The organism is Streptomyces typhae (genome assembly GCF_009755605.1).
Lineage (GTDB): Bacteria > Actinomycetota > Actinomycetes > Streptomycetales > Streptomycetaceae > Streptomyces > Streptomyces typhae.
Genome location: NZ_WPNZ01000005.1, coordinates 156,148 through 177,163, shown reverse-complemented (window position 1 = coordinate 177,163; position 21,016 = coordinate 156,148). Strand labels below are relative to the sequence as shown.

Genomic DNA, 21,016 nt, shown 5'->3' with positions numbered 1-21,016 from the left:
GGGCCGCGGGGCGGGGTCGCTCCGTGTCGTCGGTGGTCCGCGGATGCCGGGGCCGGGGGGATGCGGTGGGGTCATGGGCGGCCTCCGCCGGTGCGCGGGGCCGCGTCGCGGGCGTGCCCGGCTATGTGGCGCAGGGCGGCGGCGAACTCCTCCGCCACGCGCCGCACGGTCTCGGTGTCGTGCAGTCCGGGCCGGTGGTGCCAGGTGAAGGCGAGCCGGCCCTCCTGCACCGCGCCCACCACCTCCAGCGGGTGCGAACCGCTGTCCCGGGGGTCGTGGTCCTGGCCGAAGGAGCCGTGCTCGGTGCGTACGAGTCCGGCGTCGGACGCGGTCGGGCGCGCGTCCCACTGGCCGAGGTAGTTGAAGACCACCTGTCCGTGCGCCGCCGCACCGAGCCGCTCGCGCACCTCGGGCGGGCCGAAGGTGCGCAGCGCGCCGAAGCCGAGGCCGTTGCCCGGTACGGCCCGCAGCTGGCGGCGTACGGACTTCACCAGGGTGCGCCAGTCGCGGTCCTGGCCGAGGTCGTCCGGCTCGGGCACCTGGAGGGCGACGGGGTGGACGGTGGTGAACCAGCCGACCGTGCGGGACAGGTCGACGTCGTCGAGTACGTCCTCACGGCCGTGCCCTTCGAGGTCGAGGCGGACCCGGTCGTGGCCGGTCCAGCGGGCGAGCGCCAGGGCGAGCGCGGCGAGCAGGACGTCGTTGACGCGGGTGCGGTACGCGGTCGGGGCGGCCCGCAGCAGGGCCGTGGTGTCCTCCTCGTCGAGTTCCACGGACAGGGTGCGGGTCTCCCCCGCGTCCGTTCCCGGGCTGCTCGCGGGCGGCAGGGGTTCGGCGGTCACCGCCTCCTGCCAGTACGGCAGTTCGTGGTCGAGGCCGCCCTCGGCGACGTGCGCGGAAAGACCGCGGGCCCAGTCTCGGAAGGAGGTGGTGCGCTCCCCCAGGGCGATGGGCTCGCCGGCGGCGGCCTGGCGGTAGGCGGCCTCCAGGTCGTCGGCGAGGATCCGCCAGGACACGGCGTCCACGGCCAGGTGGTGGCCGACCAGGAGGAGGTACACGGGCCGGTCGGCGTCGCCGGTGAACAGGGCCGCTCGCAGCAGCGGGCCGCGCCCGATGTCGAAGCCGGTGTGCAGGTCGTCGGCGGCCTTCTCCGTGGCCGCGTCCGCCTCCTCGGCCGACAGGCCCGTCAGGTCGTACCGGACGAGCAGGCCGTCGCCCTCGTCGTCCGCGGCCGGGGGCGGGTTGAACTGGTGCCAGCCGTCCGCGTCGCGGGTGAAGCGCATCCGCAGCGCGTCGTGGTGTTCGAGGAGGGCGGCCAGGGCCTTGCGCAGCGCCTCCGGGTCGGGTGCGGTGTGCAGTTCCAGGAGGGCCGACTGGTTGAAGTGGTGGTGGCTCGCGCGCGGGGTGGTCAGGAACCAGTCCTGGATGGGGGTGAGCGGCACGTCACCGGTCACGGGCCCGTCCCCGGCGTGCTGGGGCGCGGTGCGCACGACGGTGGCCAGCTCGGCCACGGTCTGGTGCGTGAACAGGTCGCGGGTGGCCAGGTGCAGGCCCTCGCGGCGCAGCCGCGACACCACCTGCATGCTCAGGATCGAGTCGCCGCCGAGGTGGAAGAAGTTGTCGTACGCGCCGATGTCGTCGACGCCGAGCACGTCGCTCCAGATGCGGGCGACCTGGCGTTCGGTGTCGGTGCGCGGCGGGGTGTGGGGGCCGCTGCCGGTGTGGGCGGGTCCCGGCTCGGGCAGGGCGCGCCGGTCCGCCTTGCCGTTCGGGGTGAGCGGAAGGCGGTCGAGCGGGACGAACACGGACGGGACCATGTGCGGCGGGAGCAGCCCGCCGAGGTGCTCGCGCAGCTCGGCGACGGGCAGGTCCCCGGCCGCCGCGGGGACGACGTAGGCGACGAGGCGGCCGTGGTCGGCGACCGCGGTCCGGCGCTCCGGGCCCGGAGCGCCCTGCGCGCCGTCGGCACCGGCGGTGTCGTCCGCGGCGTCCGGGCGGGGGGCCGCGCGGACGACGACCGCCGCGTCCCGTACCTGCGGGGCGCCGCGCAGCGCGCTCTCGATCTCGCCGGGTTCGATGCGGAAGCCGCGCAGCTTGATCTGGTCGTCGGCCCGGCCCGCGAACCGCAGTTGGCCGTCGGCGGCCCGGACGACGAGGTCGCCGGTGCGGTACATCCGCTGCCCCGGCGCGCCGAACGGGTCGGCGACGAAGCGGCCCGCGGTCAGGCCCGGACGGCCGAGGTAGCCGCGGGCGAGGCCGGGGCCCGCCACGTACAGCTCCCCGGTCACTCCGGCCGGGACGGGGCGCAGGTCCGTGTCGAGGACGTAGACGCGGGTGTCACCGGCCGGGCGGCCGATCGGCGGGGCCGCGGGTCCCGCGCTCAGCGGTCCCGTCCAGGTGGCGACGACCGTGGCCTCCGTCGGCCCGTACGAGTTGATCATCCGGCGGCCGGGGGCCCACTCGGCCACCAGGTCGGGCGGGCAGGCCTCGGCGCCGACGATCAGGGTGCGCAGGTGCGGCAGGTTCCCCGCGGTGCCGGGTGCCACGGTGGCGAGGGCCGCGGGCGGGATGAGGGTGTGGCTGACGCGCCGCTCCGCGAGGGCCTCGGCGAGGCGCTCGCCGACCAGGGGGCCTTCCTCGCCGGTCACCAGGGTCGCGCCGCTGAGCAGCGCGGAGCACAGTTCGAGTACGGAGGCGTCGAAGCTGGGCGAGGCGAACTGCAGGACGCGGTCGCCGGGGCCCACGGCGTACTGCTCGGCGACCCCCGCGGCGAAGGCGGCGAGGCCGTGGTGGGGCACCACGACGCCCTTCGGGGTGCCGGTGGATCCGGAGGTGTAGATGACGTACGCGGGGTGCGCGGTCGTCAGGGGGGCGGTGCGGTCGGCGTCCGTCGGGGCGGTGTCCGGTCCTTCCTGGACCCACACCTCCGCCGGGTCGTCGAGGACGAGGGCGGCGCCCGCGTCCGCCACCATGAACGCGCGCCGCTGCTCGGGGTAGTTCGGGTCGACGGGCAGGAAGGCGCCGCCCGCCTTGGCGACGGCGAGCTGCGCGATCACGCTTTCGCGGGCGCGCGGCAGGGCGAGGGCGACGACGCGCTCCGGGGCGACGCCGCGGCCGATGAGGTGGTGGGCGAGCCGGTTGGCGGCGCGGTCGACCTCGGCGTACGTCCACTCCGTCGGGCCCTCGGCGAGGGCGACGGCGTCGGGGGTGCGGCGCACCTGCCGTTCGAACAGCTCCGGCAGGGTCGCGGGTACCGCCCCGATGGTGCCGCGTCCCTGGCCGAGCAGGGCCTTCAGCTCCGCGTCCCCGGCCAGGGGCAGGGCGCCGAGCGGGCGGTGCGGGTCGTCGGCGACGGCGGTCAGGAGGGTGGCGAGCTGGTCGGCCATCCGCTCGGCGGTGACCGTGTCGAACAGGTCGGTGTTGTACGTGAGCACTCCGTGCAGCGCCCCGGAGTCCGTCTCGGCGAACTCCAGGGTGAGGTCGAACGCCGCGTGCTGGAGTTCGGTCTCGACGTCCTCGACGTGCAGGCCCGGCAGGTCCAGGTCGGCGGCCGGGGAGTTCTGGAGGACGACCATCACCTGGAACAGCGGGGTGCGGCTGGTGTCGCGGGCGGGCTGCACCTCGTCGACGACCTGCTCGAACGGCACGTCCTGGTGGGCGAAGGCGTCCTGGACCGTCTGCCGGACGCCGTCGAGGAAGGCGGGGAAGGGCAGGGCGGGGTCGACGTCGGAGCGCAGGACCAGGGTGTTGACGAAGAAGCCGATGAGCTTCTGGATCTCCGCGCGGTCGCGGCCCGAGGTGACGGTGCCGACGGCGATGTCGCGGCCGCCCGACACCTTGGCGAGGAACGTCTGCGCGGCGGCGACGAGGGTGGTGAACAGGGTGGTGCCGCGGTCCCTGCCGACCTGGGTCAGGCGGCGGGCGGTGGCCGGCGGCAGGGCCAGGCGGGCGGTGGCGCCGTTGCGGGTGCGCACGGGCGGGCGGGGCCGGTCCGTGGGCAGGTCCAGGGGCGCGGTGTCGGCCAGGTGCTCCTTCCAGTGGGCGAGCTGCGCGGCGGCGCCGGGGGCGCTGCGCTGCCAGTGGGCGTAGTCGGCGTACTGCACCGGCAGCGGCTCCAACCGGGCGGGCTCGCCGTCCAGTTCGGCGCGGTAGAGGTGCGCGAGGTCGTCGGTGAGGACGGCGGTGGACCAGCCGTCGGTGACGATGTGGTGCAGGGTCAGGGTCAGGACGTGCTCGTCGGCGGCGAGCCGCACCAGACCGGCGCGGAGCAGCGGGCCCTCCCGCAGGTCGAACGGGCGGGCGCGCTCGGCGGCGAGCAGCTCGTCGAGCCGCGGCTCGCGCGCGTCCGCGGGCAGCCCGGACAGGTCCTGCAACGGCAGCGGCACCTCGTGCGGCGGGTGGACGACCTGCACGCCGTGGCCGTCGACCGCGTCGAAGGTGGTGCGCAGCGACTCGTGCCGGGCCACCAGGCCGCGGAACGCCGCGGCGAGGGCGCCGAGGTCGAGGCGGCCGCGCAGGCGCAGCGCCAGGGAGGTGACGTACTCGGCGCCGCCGGGCGCGAACTCCTCCAGGAACCACATGCGTTGCTGCGCGTACGACATGGGGGCGGTGGCGTCGCGCTCGACGGGCACGACGGCGGGGCGCGCCGTGCCGGTCGCCCGGTGGTCGCAGAGCAGCGCGGCGAGCTCGCCCGGTGACGGGTGGGCGAACACCTCGCGGGGCGACACGTCGGTGCCGAACTCCTCGGCGAGCCGTGAGGCGAGGCGGATGCTGAGGATCGAGTCGCCGCCCAGGTGGAAGAAGTTGTCCTCCATCGCGGGCCGGTCGACGCCGAGGACGTCGGCGAAGACCTCTGCCGTGCGGCGTTCGGCGTCGTTGCGGGGTGCGGTCCGGGTGCCGGGGTCCGCGCCGGTCTCGGGGGCCGGGGCGGGCAGTGCCGCCCGGTCCACCTTGCCGTTGGCGCTGAGCGGGAGTTCCGCGAGGGGGACGAACGCGGACGGCACGAGGTAGTCGGGCAGTTCCTCGCGGGCGTGCGCGCGCACGGCTTCGAGGGCGTCGGGGTCCTCGGCCACCGCGCCGACGAGGTAGGCGACGAGGCGGCGGGCGCCGGGGCGGTCCTCACGGGCCACGACGGCCACGTCCGCCACACCGGGGTGGGCGGCGAGGGCGGCCTCGACCTCGCCGGGCTCGACCCGGAAGCCGCGGATCTTCACCTGGTCGTCGGCGCGGCCGAGGAACTCGACGGTGCCGTCGGTGCGGCGCCGGGCCAGGTCGCCGGTGCGGTACATGCGCTGCCCGGGGGCGGCGTAGGGGTCGGCGAGGAAGCGGGCCGCGGTGTCGCCGCCCCGGCCCAGGTAGCCGCGGGCCAGGCCCTCGCCGGCGAGGAACAGCTCGCCCGCGCAGCCCGGCGGCACGGGCCGCAGGCGGGCGTCGAGGACGTGGACGCGCATGTCGTCCAGGGGACGGCCGATGGGCACGGTGTCGGGGACGGCCGTGGCGTCCGCGAGGGCGTGGGAGGTGGCGAAGGTCGTGGTCTCGGTCGGGCCGTAGCCGTCCACCACGGTCAGGCCGGGGCAGGCGTCGAGGACGCGGCGCACGGCGGCGGCGGGCACCACGTCGCCGCCGGTCCACACCTGGCGCAGGCCCGCGAAGCAGTCCGGGGCGTCCTGGGCGAGGAGCCGGAAGAGCCCGGCCGTCAGCCACAGAGCGGTCAGCCCGCCCGCGCGGGCGTCCGGTCCGGTGCCCGCCGGGGCGGAGGAGGTGGGGGCGGGGGACGCAGTGGCGGAGGATCCGGCACCGGAGGACGCGATGGCCGTGCCCGCGCCACCGGAGGATCCAGCACCCGAGAGCGCGGTGCCGGAGGACCCGGCGGCCAACGACCCGGCGCCCGAGAACCCGATACCCGGGGACCCGGCTCCGGTGTCCGCCCCGTTCCGGACCAGGCGCCGCAGCAGGGCCGCGTCCACCGCCCCGCCCGGGGCCACGACGACGCAGCCGCCGGTGAGGAGCGGCACCCATACCTCGAAGGTGGCGGCGTCGAACGCGACGGGCGAGTGCAGCAGGACGCGGGCACCGACGCCGTCGGCGAAGCGGCTGTCGGTGGCGAGCGAGGCCACGTCGCGGTGGCGTACGGCGACGGCCTTCGGTTCACCGGTGGAGCCGGAGGTGAACATCACGTAGGCGAGGCGATCGGGGTCGGCGGCGGGGGCGGCGAGCGTCCCCAAGGGATCGGTGTGCGCGGCGGTGACGTCGGCGGTGCTCAGCCAGGCCGTGGCGCCCGCGCGTTCGAGCAGGGCGCGGCGGCGCTCCTCGGGGGCGCGGGTGTCGACGGGCACATAGGCGCCGCCCGCCTTCAGGACGGCGATCTGGGCGACGACGAGTTCGGCCGAGCGGTCCATCAGGAGGCCGACGCGGCCCTCGGGGGGCAGGCCGTCGGCGAGCAGCCGGGCGGCCACGCGGTCGGACCAGTCGTCGAGTTGACGGTAGGTCAGTTGCCGCTCGCCGTCGTGCAGGGCGGTCGCGTCGGGGGTGCGCAGACGCTGTGCGGCGAACAGGCCCACGGGGCTGCGCGGCGGCACCTGCCGTGCGGGGGTGTTCCAGCGGCGCAGCAGGTCCCGGTCGTCGGCGGTGAGCAGGTCGAGGTCGTCGGCCGTCTCGGGGATCCCGTCGGCGAGCCGGGTGAGGAGCGCGGCGAGCCGGTCCACGGCGCGGGCCACGGTGTCCCGGTCGAACAGGGCGGCGTCGTAGGCCAGGTCGAAGCCGAGCCGGTCGCTCACGTGGGCGCGCAGGCATAGCGGGAACGTCGTGGCGTCGTCGGCGCGCACCTCCGCGACGCCCACGCCGGTGCGGGCGGTGGCGGACTCGTCGACGGGATAGTTCTCGAACACCACCATGCTGTCGAACAGGGACTGGCCCGCGGGGACGCCGCTGAGCGCCTGGATGCGGGACAGGGCCGTGAAGTCGTGGCGGCGGGCGTCGCTCTGCTCCTCCTGGAGTCCGCGCAGCCACGACGACACACTGCCCGCGGGCATCCGTACACGGGTCGGCACCGTGTTGATGAACATGCCCACCATGGACTCCACGCCGGGCAGTTCGGCCGGGCGCCCGGACACGGTCGTGCCGAACACGACGTCGCGGCGGCCGCTGTAGCGGGCGAGCAGCAGCGCCCAGGCGGCCTGCACCACGGTGTTGACGGTGAGTCCGGCGCGGGCGGCGGTCTCCCGCAGGCGCCGCGACACGGACACGTCCAGTTCGTGCTCGACGGTGTCCCCGGAGCGGGCGCGGTGGGCCTCGGCGGGTGCCCGGTCGTACGGCAGCGGTGTCGCGGCCGGGAAGCCCGCGAGAGCGTCGGTCCAGAACTGTTCGGCGGCGCCCTCGTCCTGCTCGCGCAGCCACCGTACGAAGTCCGCGAACGGGCGGCGCAGCGGCGGTGCCGCGTCCGTGCCGCCGGTGAGGGCGGCGTAGCGCTCGCACACCTCGGTGAGGAGCTGCCCGGTGGACCAGCCGTCGAGGATCAGGTGGTGCGAGGACCACAGCAGCAGGACCTCGTCGCCGGGCAGGGCGGCGAGGGTGATCCGGGTGAGCGGGGCGGTGGTGAGTTCCATGCCCGCGCCGCGGTCCTCGGCGAGGAGGCGCTCCGTGGCCGCGGCGCGCTGCTCGGCGGTCAGGTCGCGCCAGTCCAGGTGGGTGACGGGCAGCTCGGCGTGCCGGTGCACCACCTGTACGGGGTGCGGCAGTTGCTGCCAGTGGACGCTGGTGCGCAGCGCCGGGGTGCGGTCGGCGACCTGCTGCCAGGCGCGCGCGAGGGCTCGTGGGTCGGCGACGCCGGTGAGCCGGACCGCGGTCCTGTCGAAGTAGGCGCCCGCGTCGTCGACGAGGCCGTGGAAGAGCATGCCTGACTGAAGGGGCGTCAGGGGCAGGACGTCCTCGACCTGGCGGCCGTCGCCCACGAGCCGGTCGAGCTGCTCCTGGGTGAGGCCGGCGAGCGGGAAGTCGGACGGCGTGCGGCCGCCCGCTTCGGGGCGCGCGCAGTGCGCCACGATCTCGCGCAGCGCCGCCCTGGTGTCCTCGGCGAGGAGGCGGACGGTGGGCTCGTCGTAGACGGCGGTGGGGTAGGTCAGGCCGAGTTCGAGCCTGCCGTCCTGGACGACGCCGGTCAGGTCCAGGAGGTAGGGGCGCGGTTCGCCGGGGTCGGTGTCGCGTCCGGCCGCCGGGAGCACGGCGCCGTACAGGCCCCCGTCGCTGTCGCCGGTGCCGCTGCCCGCGTCCCACTGCCCGTGGTAGTTGAAGCCGACCTGCGGCGCCGGGGCGTCGGCGAGCGGGCTGCCGGGGAGGAGGCGGCGCAAGGCGCCGTGGCTGAGGCCGTGGTGCGGGACGGCGCGGAGCTGTTCCTTGACGGAGCGCAGGGTGTCGCGCCAGCCCGCGTCGGGGTCGACGGTCAGGGCGAGCGGATACTCGGCGGTGAACCAGCCGACGGTCCGCGACAGGTCGACGTCGACGGGCCCGTCCGCCTGCCCGCCGGGGGCGCCGGGCCCGTCGAAGAGGTCCTCGCGGCCGTGGCCCTCCACGCCGATGAGCACGGTGTCGTGGTCGCACCAGCGGCCGAGGGTGCGGGCGAACGCGCCGATCAGCACGTCGTTGACCTGGGTGCGGTAGACGTCGGGGACCTGGCGCAGCAGCGCCTCGGTGTCCTCAGCCGTCAGCGTGACGGTGACGGTGGCCGCGGTGCCGTGGGTGTTGGGTCCGGTCCTCCCCGCGGGCAGGGCGGCGGGCGCGGCGGTACGCGTCCAGTACGCCAGGTCGGCGTCGAGGCCGCCGGAGCGGGTGTGCCGGTCGAGCAGGGCGGCCCACTGGCTGTAGGCGGTCCCCACCGGGGGCAGGGCGACGGTCCGGCCCGCCGCCGCGGCGCAGTGGGCGCTCTCCAGGTCACCGAGCAGGATGCGCCAGGACACGCCGTCCATCACCAGGTGGTGCACGGTGATCAGGAGCTGTGCGGGCCCGTCGGTGCCGCGGTCGAAGACCAGGAAGCGGACGACGCGGCCCTCGCCGGGGTCGAGGGATGCCTGGGCGGACTCCGCCGTCCGCTGCACCTCGTCCTCCACGCCGGAGTCGTCGAGTCCGGTCACGTCGTGGCGGGTGAGGAGCCCGCCGGGCGGCTCCGGCAGGACCTCCTGCCGCCATCCGCCACCGTCGGTGCGGTGGAAGCGGGTGCGCAGGGCGGCGTGGTGGCGTACGAGGGCCTCCGTGGCCCGCCCGAGCGCGGACAGGTCGGTGCCCGGGGACAGTTCGAGGCGCTGGGTCATGGTGAAGCGCAGCGCGTCGCCGGGGGCGCGGCCGTCGAGGTACCAGCGCTGGATGGGCGTGAGCGGGGCCTCGGTGGGCGCGGTGGTGTCGCTCGCCGCGGTCCGGGGCGCCGCTTCCCTCGCGCACAGGGCGAGTTCGGCGACCGTACGGTGGCGGAAGACGTCCTTGGTGGTCAGGGCGAGGCCGGCCTGCCGTGCGCGGGAGACGATCTGGATGCTGAGGATCGAGTCGCCGCCGAGCGTGAAGAAGTCGTCGCGCGCGCCCACCCGTTCGACGCCGAGGACCTCGGCCCAGATGGCGGCGAGCCGCTCCTCGCTGCCGGTGCGGGGGGCCACGTAGGGCGTGCCGCTGTCCGGCTGCGCGGGCGGGGCGGGCAGCGCGCGGCGGTCCGTCTTGCCGCTGCTGGTGCGCGGGATCCGCGCCAGCGGCACGAAGGCGGCGGGCACCATGTGGTCGGGGAGGGTGCGCCGTAGCCGTACCCGCAGGTCGTCGGGCGCCGGGGGCTGGTCGCCCGCCGGTACCAGGTACGCCACGAGCATGGCGCGGCCCGCGTGTTCGCGGACCGTCACCACGGCCTCGGCGACCGCCGGGTCGGCCAGGAGCGCGGTCTCGATCTCGCCGGGCTCGACGCGGAAGCCCCGGATCTTGACCTGTTCGTCGGCGCGGCCCAGGAATTCGAGGAGGCCGCGGGCGTCCCAGCGGGCACGATCGCCAGTGCGGTACATCCGTTCGCCGGGGCCCCCGAACGGGTCGGCGAGGAAGCGGTCGGCGGTCAGTCCTGGCCTGCCGAGGTAGCCGCGGGCCACCTGGGCGCCCGCCAGGTACAGCTCGCCCGGGACGCCGGGCGGCACCGGGCGCAGCGCGCCGTCGAGGACGTAGGCGCGCAGGCCTCGTCCCGGGCGGCCGACGACGGGCCGCGCGGGCTGCTCGGAGCAGCGGCCGTAGACGGCGTCGACGGTGCACTCGGTGGGGCCGTACATGTTGTAGGCGGTGACGCCGAGTTCCGCGGCCGCGCACAGCTCGCGCCAGGCGTCGGCACCGACGGCCTCGCCGCCCACGAGGAGCACGCGGGGATGGTGGCGGCCGGGGGCGAGGAGCCCGGCGGCGGTCAGTTCGCGCAGGAAGGACGGGGTGACGTTCACCAGGTCGAGGCGGCTGTCGGCGACCTGGGCGCAGAAGGCCTCCGGGTCCAGGCGCACGTCCTCGTCGACGAGGTGCACCTCCTGGCCGAGGGCGAGCAGGAGCGGCCCCTCCCAGGAGGTGTCGAAGGAGAAGGAGGCGCTGAGCGCGGCCTTGAGGCGGCGTCCGTCGGCGGTGTGCGGGGCGACGAGTCCTTCGCGGTGGTCGTGGCAGAGGTTGACCAGGTGCCGGTGTTCCACGACGACGCCCTTGGGCCGTCCCGTGGATCCTGAGGTGTAGATGATGTAGGCGCCGTGGTCGGGGCGCAGCGGTGCCAGGCGGTCGGCGTCGGCCGGGTCGTGCGCGGGCAGCCGCTCCCAGGGCACCTCGCGCAGCGTCTCGGGTGTCAGGACGGTGCGCGGGGCGGCGTCCGTGAGGAGGAACGCCACGCGCTCCGCGGGCAGGTCGGGGTCGACGCAGAGCAGGGTGCCGCCCGCCTTCAGGACGGCGAAGAGGGTCACGAACAGGTCCGTGGTGCGCGGCAGCCGGACCGCGACGACGTCCTCGGGGCCGACGCCGAGGGTCACGAGGTGGTGGGCGAGGCGGTTGGCGCGGTCGTTGAGGGCCGCGTAGTCGAGGGTGGTGTCGCGGGCCGCCAGTGCGGTGGCGTGCGGGGTGCGGGCCGCCTGCGCCTCGAACAGGGCGGGGAAGGCGGTGGCTGCCGCCGGGAGCGGGTCGCCCTGCCACTCCTCGACCACCTGGCGGCGCTCGGCGGCGGTCATCAGCTCCAGCGCGCCTGCCTTCTGCTCCGGGTCGGCGGCTGCCGCTTCGAGGAGCAGGGTCAGGCGCGCGGTGAGGCGTTCGGCTGTGTCGGCGTCGAACAGGCCGGTGTTGTACTCCAGGTGGCCGGTGACGCCGCCGTCGTGCTCGACGAAGTCGAAGGCGAGGTCGAAGGTGGCGTTGCGGACCGGCGGCGTCACGGGTTCGACGTCCAGGCCGGGCAGGCCGGGGGTCTCCGCGCCCAGGTTGTGCAGGGCCACCATGACCTGGAACAGCGGTGTGCGGCTGGTGTCCCGCTCGGGCTCCAGGGCGTCCACGAGCCGCTCGAAGGGCACTTCCTGGTGGGCGAACGCGTCCAGGACCGTGGCGCGCGCCTCGGTGAGCAGCTCGCGGAACGAGCGGTCGGCGCGTACGCGGCCGCGCAGCACGAGCGTGTTGACGAACATGCCGACGAGGTCGTCGAGTTCGGGCCGCTCACGGCCCGCGGTGACCGTGCCGACGGCGACGTCCTCCTGCGCGGCCCAGCGGGACAGCAGGATCTGGCAGGCCGTGAGCAGCGTCATGTACAGGGTGGCGTCGGCGTCGCGGCCCGTCGCGCGCAGCCGCTCGGTGAGCGCGGCGGGCAGGTGGAAGGTCACCAGGGCGCCGTCGCGGGTCCGCACGGCGGGACGCGGCCGGTCGGTGGGCAGCTCAAGCGGTTCGAGGCCGGACAGCACCTCGCGCCAGTGCGCGAGGTGGGCGTCGGCGACGTCGGTACGGGACCGCTGCCACGCGGCGTAGTCGGTGTACCGCACGGGCAGTGCGGGCAGTTCGGGGGCGCGTCCCTCCAGGGCCGCCGCGTACAGCTCGCCGAGGTCGCGGCCGAGGACGGCGCCGGACCAGCCGTCCGTGACGATGTGGTGGACGGCGAGCACCAGGACGTGCTCGTCGTCGGCCACGCGGACGAGGCGGGCACGCAGGAGCGGCCCGGTGGAGAGGTCGAAGGGGGTCGAGGCGGCGCGGTCGAGCACGGCGTCGAGCCGGGCGTCCGCGTCGGCGCCCGGCAGGGCCCCGTCGGCGCCCGACACGTCGTCGAGGGGCAGTTCGACGGGGTACGGCGGGTGGACGACCTGCCGGGCCCTGCCCTCGTCCTCGGCGAAGGTGGTACGCAGTGCCTCGTGGCGGGCGACGAGGCCGTCCAGGGCGGTGCGCAGGGCGGCCTCGTCTAGGGAGCCGCGCAGTCGCAGCACGGAGAGTGTCGTGTACTCGGTGCTGCCCGGTTCGAAGCGGTCCAGGAACCACAGGCGCTGCTGGGCGTACGACAGCGGGGGCGCGGTGCCGTGGTCCGCGGCGGGGATGACGTCGGCTCCGGGGTTCCCGTCGGCCACGGGGTCGCCGAGGGCGGCGGCCAGGGCCGCGAGCGTGGGGTGGGTGAAGAGGACCCGCGGTGAGACGTCCTGCCCGAAGGCGGTGCGCAGCCGGGAGGTGACCCGTACGGCGAGGATGGAGTCCCCGCCGAGCGCGAAGAAGTCGTCGTCGGCGCCCACGGCGTCGGTGTCGAGCACGTCCACCCAGGCGGCGGCGACCGCGCGTTCCGCCGGGGTGCGCGGCGGCGTCCGGTCGCCGCCGGTGGCGAACCCGTCGGGCCCCGGCACGGGCAGCGCGCGGCGGTCGAGCTTGCCGTTGACGGTGAGCGGCAGGGCCGCGAGGGGGACGTAGGCGGCGGGGACCATGTGGGCGGGGAGCAGGCGCTCCAGGTGGGCGCGGAGGTCGGCGGCGGAGGGGGCGGGCACCGCGGCCCCCGTAGCCCCAGCGTCCACGTCCCCGGACCCGACCCCGACCACGTGCGCGACCAGGCGCCGCGTCCCGGAGCCGTCCTCGTACACGCCGACCGTCGCGGCGCTCACGCCCGGGTGCCGGTGCAGGGCGGCCTCGATCTCGCCGGGCTCGATGCGGTAGCCGCGGATCTTCACCTGCTGGTCGGCGCGGCCGAGGTACTCCAGGGTACCGTCGCCGCGCCGGCGTGCCCGGTCGCCGGTGCGGTACATGCGGCTGCCGGGCGGGCCGAACGGGTCGGCCGGGAAGCGGGTCGCCGTCAGGCCGGGGCGGCCCAGATAGCCGCGGGCCAGGCCCTCCCCCGCCACGTACATCTCCCCGATCGCGCCGGGCGGTACGGGCGCCAGGTCGTCGTCGAGGACGTGCACGCGCAGGTCGGGGATGCCGGTGCCGATGGGGCTCGCGGCACCCGTGCGGGCCACCGTGCCGTCCAGGGGCGCGTAGGTGACGTGCACGGTGGTCTCGGTGATGCCGTACATGTTGACCAGGCGCGGAGCGTCGTCGGTGCCGTCCGCGCCGTCGCCGTGGCGTGTCCACCAGTCGGTGAGCCGGTCGACGTCCAGGGCCTCACCGCCGAAGATCACGGTGCGCAGCGCCAGGCGGGCGCTCACCTCGGGGAGTTCGGCGTCGGCGCGGGCCAGCGGATAGAACGCGGAGGGGGTCTGGTTGAGGACGGTGACCCGCTCGTCGGCGAGCAGGCGCAGGAAGTCCTCCGGGGAGCGGGCGACGTCGTCGGGGACGACGACGAGCCGGCCGCCGTGCAGGAGCGGCCCCCACAGCTCCCAGACGGAGAAGTCGAAGGCGTAGGAGTGGAACAGCGTCCACACGTCGTGCTCGTCGAAGGCGAACCAGTGCCGGGTGCGCGTGAACAGGCGCACGACGTTGGCGTGCGGGATCACCACGCCCTTGGGGCGGCCGGTGGAGCCGGAGGTGTAGATGGCGTAGGCGGGGCTCTCGGGCAGCGGCCCCCGGGCCGAGTCCGGGAGGGCGGCCGGGCGCCCGGCGAGGTCGGCGCGGACCGCGGGGTCGTCGAGGAGCAGCACGGGCACACCGGTGCCGTCGGCGGGCACGGCGGCGCCGGTAGTGGTCACCAGCGCCACGGGGGCGGCGTCGCCGAGCAGATGGGCGACGCGGTCCGCGGGCAGCTTGGGGTCGACCGGCAGATAGGCGGCGCCCGACTTCAGGACGGCGAGGATCGCCACGACCAGGTCGGTGGAGCGGGGCAGGGCGATGGCGACGTAGTGCTCGGGCCCGGCGCCCGCTTCGGCGAGGCGGTGGGCGAGGCGGCCCGCCCGCGCGTCGAGGGTGGCGTAGTCGAGGCGGTCGTCCCCGCAGGTGACGGCGGTGGCGTCCGGGGTGCGGGCGGCCTGCGCCTCGAAGAGGTCGACCAGGGTGTCGGTGGGGCGGGGGTGGGCGGTGCCGTCCGCGGCGCCGAGGAGCGCGGCGCGTTCCTCGGCGGTCGTCCAGGGCAGGGCGCGCAGCGGCCGTTCGGGGTCCTCGGCGAGCGCGGCGAGCAGCAGGCACAGCCGGTCGGCGACGGCCCGTGCCGTGCCGTCGTCGAACAGGTCCGGGTCGTAGGCGAGGTCGAAGCCGACGCGGTCGCCCTGGTAGGCGCGCAGGACCAGCGGGTAGTTGGTGGCGTCGCGCGAGGCGACGTCGGCCAGGCGCACGCCGGAGGCGGCCGTGCGGGCCTCGTCGAAGGGGTAGTTCTCGAAGGCGACCATGCTGTGGAACAGCGGGGTGCCGGACGGGACGTCGCTGAGCGAGGTCAGCTCGGCGAGGGAGACCGCGGCGTACCGGCGCGCCTCGGCCTGCGCCTCCTGGAGTTCGCGCAGCCAGGCGCTCGCGGTGGCGCCGCTGTCGACCCGTACCCGGGTGGGCACGGTGTTGATGAACATGCCGACCATGGACTCGACGCCCGGCAGGTCGTCGGGGCGGCCGGACACCGTGGTGCCGAACACCACGTCCTGCTCGGCGCCGTAGCGCGACAGGAGCAGGGCCCAGGCGCCCTGGACGACGGTGTTGACGGTGAGTCCGGCGCGCCGCGCGGTGCGGGCGAGCGCGGCGGACTCCGTGTCGGACAGGCCCGCCTTGAGGAGGCCCGCTGAGCGTGCCTGGTGGGCGTCGCCCAGGGGGCGGTCCACGGGGAGCGGGGTCGGGGTGGCGAAGCCGTCGAGGGCGGCGCTCCAGTGCGCGCGCCCGGCGTCGGCGTCCTGCTCGGCCAGCCACCGCACGTAGTCGGCGAAGGGCCTGCGCACCACCGGCTGCGGGCTGCTTCCGGTGCTGCGGGCCGCGTACTCCTCGCACACCTCGGAGAGGACTTGGGCGAGGCTCCAGCCGTCCAGGATCAGGTGGTGGGAGGTCCACAGCAGGCGCAGGCGCGCGTCGGGCAGCCGGATCAGGGCGAGGCGCATCAGGGGTGCGGCGGCGAGGTCGATGCCGCGCGCGAGGTCGTCGGCGCGGAACCGGTCGAGGCGCTCGGCACGCTCGTCCTCGTCGAGGTCGCGCCAGTCCAGGTGGGTGACCGGCACGCGTACCGCGCGGTGCACGACCTGGAGCGGTACGGGTACGTCCTCCCAGACCACCGAGGTCCGCAGCGCGGGCGTCCGGTCGGTCACGGCCTGCCAGGCCGCGGCGAAGGCGTCCGGATCGCCGACGCCGTCCAGAAGCAGGTCGGCCTGGTCGACGTACACGTCGTCGGGGCCGCCGACCAGGCGGTGGAAGAGCATGCCTTCCTGAAGCGGCGTCAGCGGGAGGAGGTCCTCCACGTCGCGCCCGTGCCCGGCGAGGCGGTCCACGCCCGCCTGGTCGAGGCGGGCGAGCGGGAAGTCGGAGGGGGTGCGGCCGCCCGCGTCGGGCAGCGCGCAGTGCTCGGTGATCGCGCCGAGCGCCCGGACCATGCCGTCGGCGAGGACGCGGACGGTGTCCTCGTCGTGCGTCTGCTCGCTGTAGTGCCAGATGATCTCCAGTTCGCCGTCGGCCACGACGGCAGCGACGTCCAGGAGGTGGTCCAGGGGTTCGTCGTTCTTCATGTCGCGGCCCGGCACGTCGGCGGCCGGTGCGAACTCCTGGCCCGCGGAGGTGTCCCACTGGCCGTGGTAGTTGAAGGAAACCTGAGGCAGCGGCAGTTCACGCAGCGCCCGCGCGGCGGGGTCGGGCGAACCGAGGCGGGCGAGGGCCTCGTAGCCGAGGCCGCGCCGGGGCACGGCGCGCAGCCGTTCCTTGACGGCCTTCAGGGTGGCGCCCCAGTCGGGTGCGGCGGCGGGTCCCGCGGGGGTCAGGGTGACGGGATACTGGGTGGTGAACCAGCCCACCGTGCGGGACACGTCGACGGTGTCGTCCTCGCGGCCGTGTCCCTCCAGGGCCACGGTAACGCGCTCGGCGCCCGTCCAGTCGGCGAGCACCCGGCCGAGCGCGCTGAGAAGCACGTCGTTGACCTGGGTGCGGTAGACGCCGGGCACCTTGCGAAGGAGTGCCCCGGTGGTGGCTCGGTCCACGCGCGTACGGACGGTGCGCACCGATCCGGCGAGGGGGATCGCGGCCCGGTCGACGGGCAGCGGGGTTCGGGGTTCGGCGGCCTCGGCCGTCCAGTACGGCAGGTCGTCGTCCAGCTCACCGGCGCGCACCAGGGCCGACAGATGAGCGGCCCACTCGGTGAACTCGGCGGTGACGGGCTCCAGTTCAACGGGCTGACCGGCGGCCGCCTGCCGGTAGGCCTGTTCGAGGTCGGGCAGGAGGATGCGCCAGGACACGCTGTCGACGGCCAGGTGGTGGACGGTCAGGAAGAGCTGGGGGCGCTCACCGGCCGGGGGCAGCAGCAGGACGGCGCGGAGCAGGGTGCCGGTGGCCGGGTCGAGGGCGGCGCGGGCGGCGTCGGCCGCCGTGGTGCGGGCCGCCGCCGGGTCGGGGGCCGCGGCCAGGTCGTGGCGGGTGAGCGTGCCGGAGGCCGGGGCGTCGGCGGGGGCTTGCGTCCAGGTGTCGCCGTCGCGGACGAATTGGGTGCGCAGGGCCGCGTGGTGCGCGACGAGGGCGGTCAGGGCTTGCTCAAGGGCCTGCTCGTCGACGTCGTGCGGCAGGTCGAGCAGCATCGACATCGAGAAGTGGCCGAGCGCTCCGTGGGTGGTGAGGAACCAGTCCTGTACGGGGGTCAGCGGGGCGGGCCCCTCGGCGCGCGCCTGCCGGGGCGCGGGGGTCTCGGCGGCCCTGCGGGACACGGCGGCGGCCAGGTCGGCGACGGTCTGGTGGCGGAAGACGTCCTGCGAGGTGAGGCGGAGTCCGGCCGCGCGGGCGCGCGAGACGGCTTGGATGCTGAGGATGGAGTCGCCGCCCAGCTCGAAGAAGTTGTCGGTGACGCCGACGCGGGTGATGCCGAGGACGTCGGCCCAGATGTCGGCGAGCGTCTGCTCGTCGTCGGTGCGCGGGGCGGTGAACTCCGCCTCGCGTGGGGCGGCGTCGAGGTCGGGGGCGGGCAGGGCACGGCGGTCCAGCTTGCCGCTGGTGGTCAGGGGCAGCGCGGCGAGCAGGGTGAAGGACGACGGGACCATATGGTCGGGCAGGACCCGGCGGCAGGCGGCCCGCAGCTCCGACGCCTGCGGCCGGACGGCGTCCGCGGCGGGCACGAGGTAGGCGGCGAGACGCGGCTGGCCGTGGGCGTCGGGTACGGCGACGACCGCGGCGGCGGTGATCTCCGGCAGGTCGAGCAGGGCCGCCTCGACCTCGCCCGGCTCGATGCGGTGACCGCGCACCTTCACCTGGTCGTCGGCGCGCCCGAGGTAGTCGAGGCGGCCGTCGGCGGTCCAGCGGGCCAGGTCGCCGGTGCGGTACATGCGGGTGCCGGACCGGCCGTGGGGGTCGGGCAGGAAGCGGGCGGCGGTGAGGCCGGGGCGTCCGGCGTAGCCGCGGGCCAGTTGCTCGCCCGCGAGGTACAGCTCGCCGCCGACGCCGGGCGGCACGGGCCGCAGGCCCGCGTCGAGGACATAGGCCCGTACGTTGGGCAGCGGCCGGCCCACGAGCGGCCGGTCGCCGCCCTCGACGCGGCAGGCCAGGGCGTCGACGGTGCACTCGGTGGGGCCGTAGAAGTTGTACGCGGCCACGTCGCGGTGCGCGGCGAGCTCGCGCCACAGCCCTGGGCCGATGGCCTCGCCGCCGAGCATCAGCACGCGCGGGTGGTGGCGCGGGTCGGTGAGGAGCCCGGCGGGCAGCAGCTGCCGCAGGTAGGAGGGCGTCAGGTCGAGGAAGTCGACGCGGTGCTCGACGACGTACTCGACCAGGGCGGCGGCGTCCAGGCGGGTCGTCTCGTCGACGAGGTGCAGCGGATGGCCGTCGGCCATCAGGAGCACGCCCTCCAGCGAGGTGTCGAAGGAGAACGACGCCGTCAGCGCCACCCGCAGCGGCCCGCCGCCCGCGTCGGCGACGAACCCCTCACGGTGCCCCGCGAGCAGGTTCGCCGCGGCGCGGTGGGACACGGCGACACCCTTGGGGCGGCCGGTGGAGCCGGAGGTGTAGATGACGTAGGCGGTGGTGTCGGGGTCGGGCGGAGCGAGGGCGCCGAGGGCGGCTGCCCCGGCCGGGGCCGGCTGACCGGGGACGCCCGCGGCACGCGCCGCGCCTTGAGCGCCCGCGGCGACCCGCTCACCCGGAGCCTGCGACGCGCCCGGGGCCTGCGGAGCACCCGGCACATGCGACGCACCCCCAGCCTGCGGAGCACCCGGCACATGCGACGCACCCCCAGCCTGCGGAGCACCCGGCACATGCGACGCACCCGTCGCGGACGCGACGTCGGCCTCGCCGGGAACGCCCGCGGCCTCCCCCTCCCCCAGCGCGTCCACGGCACCCGACTCGCCGGAGGCATCCGCAACGTGCGACGCACCGGAGGCGTCCGCGGCGATCCGCTCGCCGAGGGCGTACCCAGCGGACTGCTCGCCCCGGACATCCGCAACGTGCGACGCACCGGAGGCGTCCGCGGCGATCCGCGCGCCCGCGGCGTGCGACGGACCCGCGACGTGCGGGACACCCGGCCCATGCGACGCGCCCGCGGCCTGCGGAGCACCCGGCTCGCCGGGTGTGTCGCGCAGCGACCGCAGCATCTCCTCGTCGAGGACGAGGGCCGGGCGCGCGTCGTCGAGGAGGAACCGTACGCGCTCCTCGGGCAGTGCGAGGTCGAGGGGCAGGTATCCGGCGCCGGACTTCCACACAGCGAGGATCGCCACGACCATGTCCGCGGTGCGCGGCAGGCGCAGCGCGACGAGCCGTTCGGGGCCGGCGCCCCGGGCGACTAGGTGGTGGGCGAGCCGGGTGGCGCGGGCGTCGAGCGTCGCGTAGTCGAGCCGTTCACCCCCGGCGACCAGGGCGGTGGCACGGGGGGTGCGCGCGGCCTGGCGTGCGAACAGTTCGGGGCAGGTCGTGGTCGGTACGGGGCGCGCGGTGTCGTTCCAGTCCTCCGTGACGCGCCGCGCCTCCTCTGGGGAGAGCAGGGGCAGCGCGTCCAGGGGCCGGTCCGGTTCCGTGGTGGCGGCGTCGAGCAGCCGCAGGAGCTGGTCCGCCATCCGCTCGGCGGTGGCCGTGTCGAACAGGTCGGTGCGGTATTCGAGCATGCCCGCGAGCCGGTCGCCGTCGGGGACGAACTCCACGCTCAGGTCGAAGGCGGCGGCCTGCCGCGGCACGGTCACCGACGCGACGGTCAGGCCGTGCAGGGCGGGCGCCGCCGGCGGGTCCGGGTGCAGCAGGACCATGACGTCGAACAGGGGGTTGCGGCCTGCTTCGCGGGGCGCGCCGACGGCCTCCACCAGGCGTTCGAACGGGGTGTCGCCGTTGGCGAAGGCGTCGTTGACGGTGTCGGCGGCGGCCGTGAGCAACTCGCGGAAGGAGCCGCCGGGCTCCACGGGGGTGCGCAGGACGACGGTGTGGGCGAAGAAGCCCACCGCGCGCGCCAGGTCGGTGCGGGGGCGTCCGGGCATCAGGGAGCCGATGGTGATGTCGTCCTGCCCGGACCAGCGGGCGAGCAGCGTCTGGCAGGCGGCGACCAGGGACGTGAAGAGGGTGGTGTGCTGCCCGGTGGCGAGGGCGCGCAGCCGGGCCGTGACGTCAGCGGGCACGGTGAAGTGGTGGATCGCACCCGCGCCCGCCCCCTCCCCGCCGCGTGGCCGGTCGAGCGGCAGCGCGGGCGGCACGGAGCCGGTCAACTGCTTCTTCCAGTACGCGATCTGGCGTTCGAGGCGTGCGCCGGAGAGCTGTTCGCGCTGCCACACCGCGAAGTCCGGGTACTGCGTCACCACCGGCGGTAGCTCGGGCTCGGCCCCGCGGGCGAAGGCGTCGTAGGCGGTGCACAGCTCGTCCAGGAGCACGCCCATCGACCAGCCGTCGGTCACGATGTGATGGGCCGTCAGCATAAGGACGTGCGAGGTGCCGGACTCCCGAAGCAGCAGCGCGCGCAGCAGTTCGTCGGCGTCGAGGTCGAAGGGGCGGTTGTACTCCTGGAGGAGCGCGGCGTCGAGGGCGGCACCCGGCGCGGCGGAAACGTGCCCGTTCCGGGCGGCGGGGTCGGCGGGGGCACCCCCGTCCGACGGCGCGGCGAGGTCCCGTACCGGCAGCGCCACGGGCCCCGCCGGACGCACGGTCTGCGCGGGCCGCCCCTCGCTCTCCTCGAACGTGGTGCGCAGCGCCTCGTGCCGGGCCACCAGCGTGTCGATGGCGCGGGACAGGGCGGCGCGGTCCAGCGGGCCTGTGAGCCGCAGCGCGACCGCGCTGTTGTAGCCGGCGTCGCCGGGGCTCAGCCGGTCGAGGAACCACAGCCGCTGCTGGGCGAAGGACAGCGGCAGCGGGCGGGTGCGGTCCGCGCGCGGGATGCCCTGCCGGGCCGCCGTGTCCGGTGCCCCGCCCCGGCCCGCCGCACCGGAGGACCCGGCCCGTCCGGCAAGGCGGCGGCGCAGCGCCTCTTTGAGGTCCTGGGGCAGGGCCTCGGCGCGGTCTCGCTTCGAAGACGTCATGGTCGTGGGGGTCC

Annotated in this window: 1 protein-coding gene; it reads right to left on the bottom strand. The window is 75.9% G+C overall.

Features of this window, described 5'->3' with window-relative positions; translation table 11 throughout:
- Positions 1-71: 71 nt before the first annotated feature.
- Entirely contained in the window at positions 72-21,002 is a 20,931-nt protein-coding gene (locus GPA10_RS11140; RefSeq protein ID WP_198351584.1) for a non-ribosomal peptide synthase/polyketide synthase, read from the bottom strand.
- Positions 21,003-21,016 lie beyond the last annotated feature (14 nt).

What these genes read in the sequence shown, in the direction of transcription:
- GPA10_RS11140 (WP_198351584.1), bottom strand. Translation starts at nt 21,002, where the DNA reads ATGACGTCTTCGAAGCGAGACCGCGCCGAGGCCCTGCCCCAGGACCTC.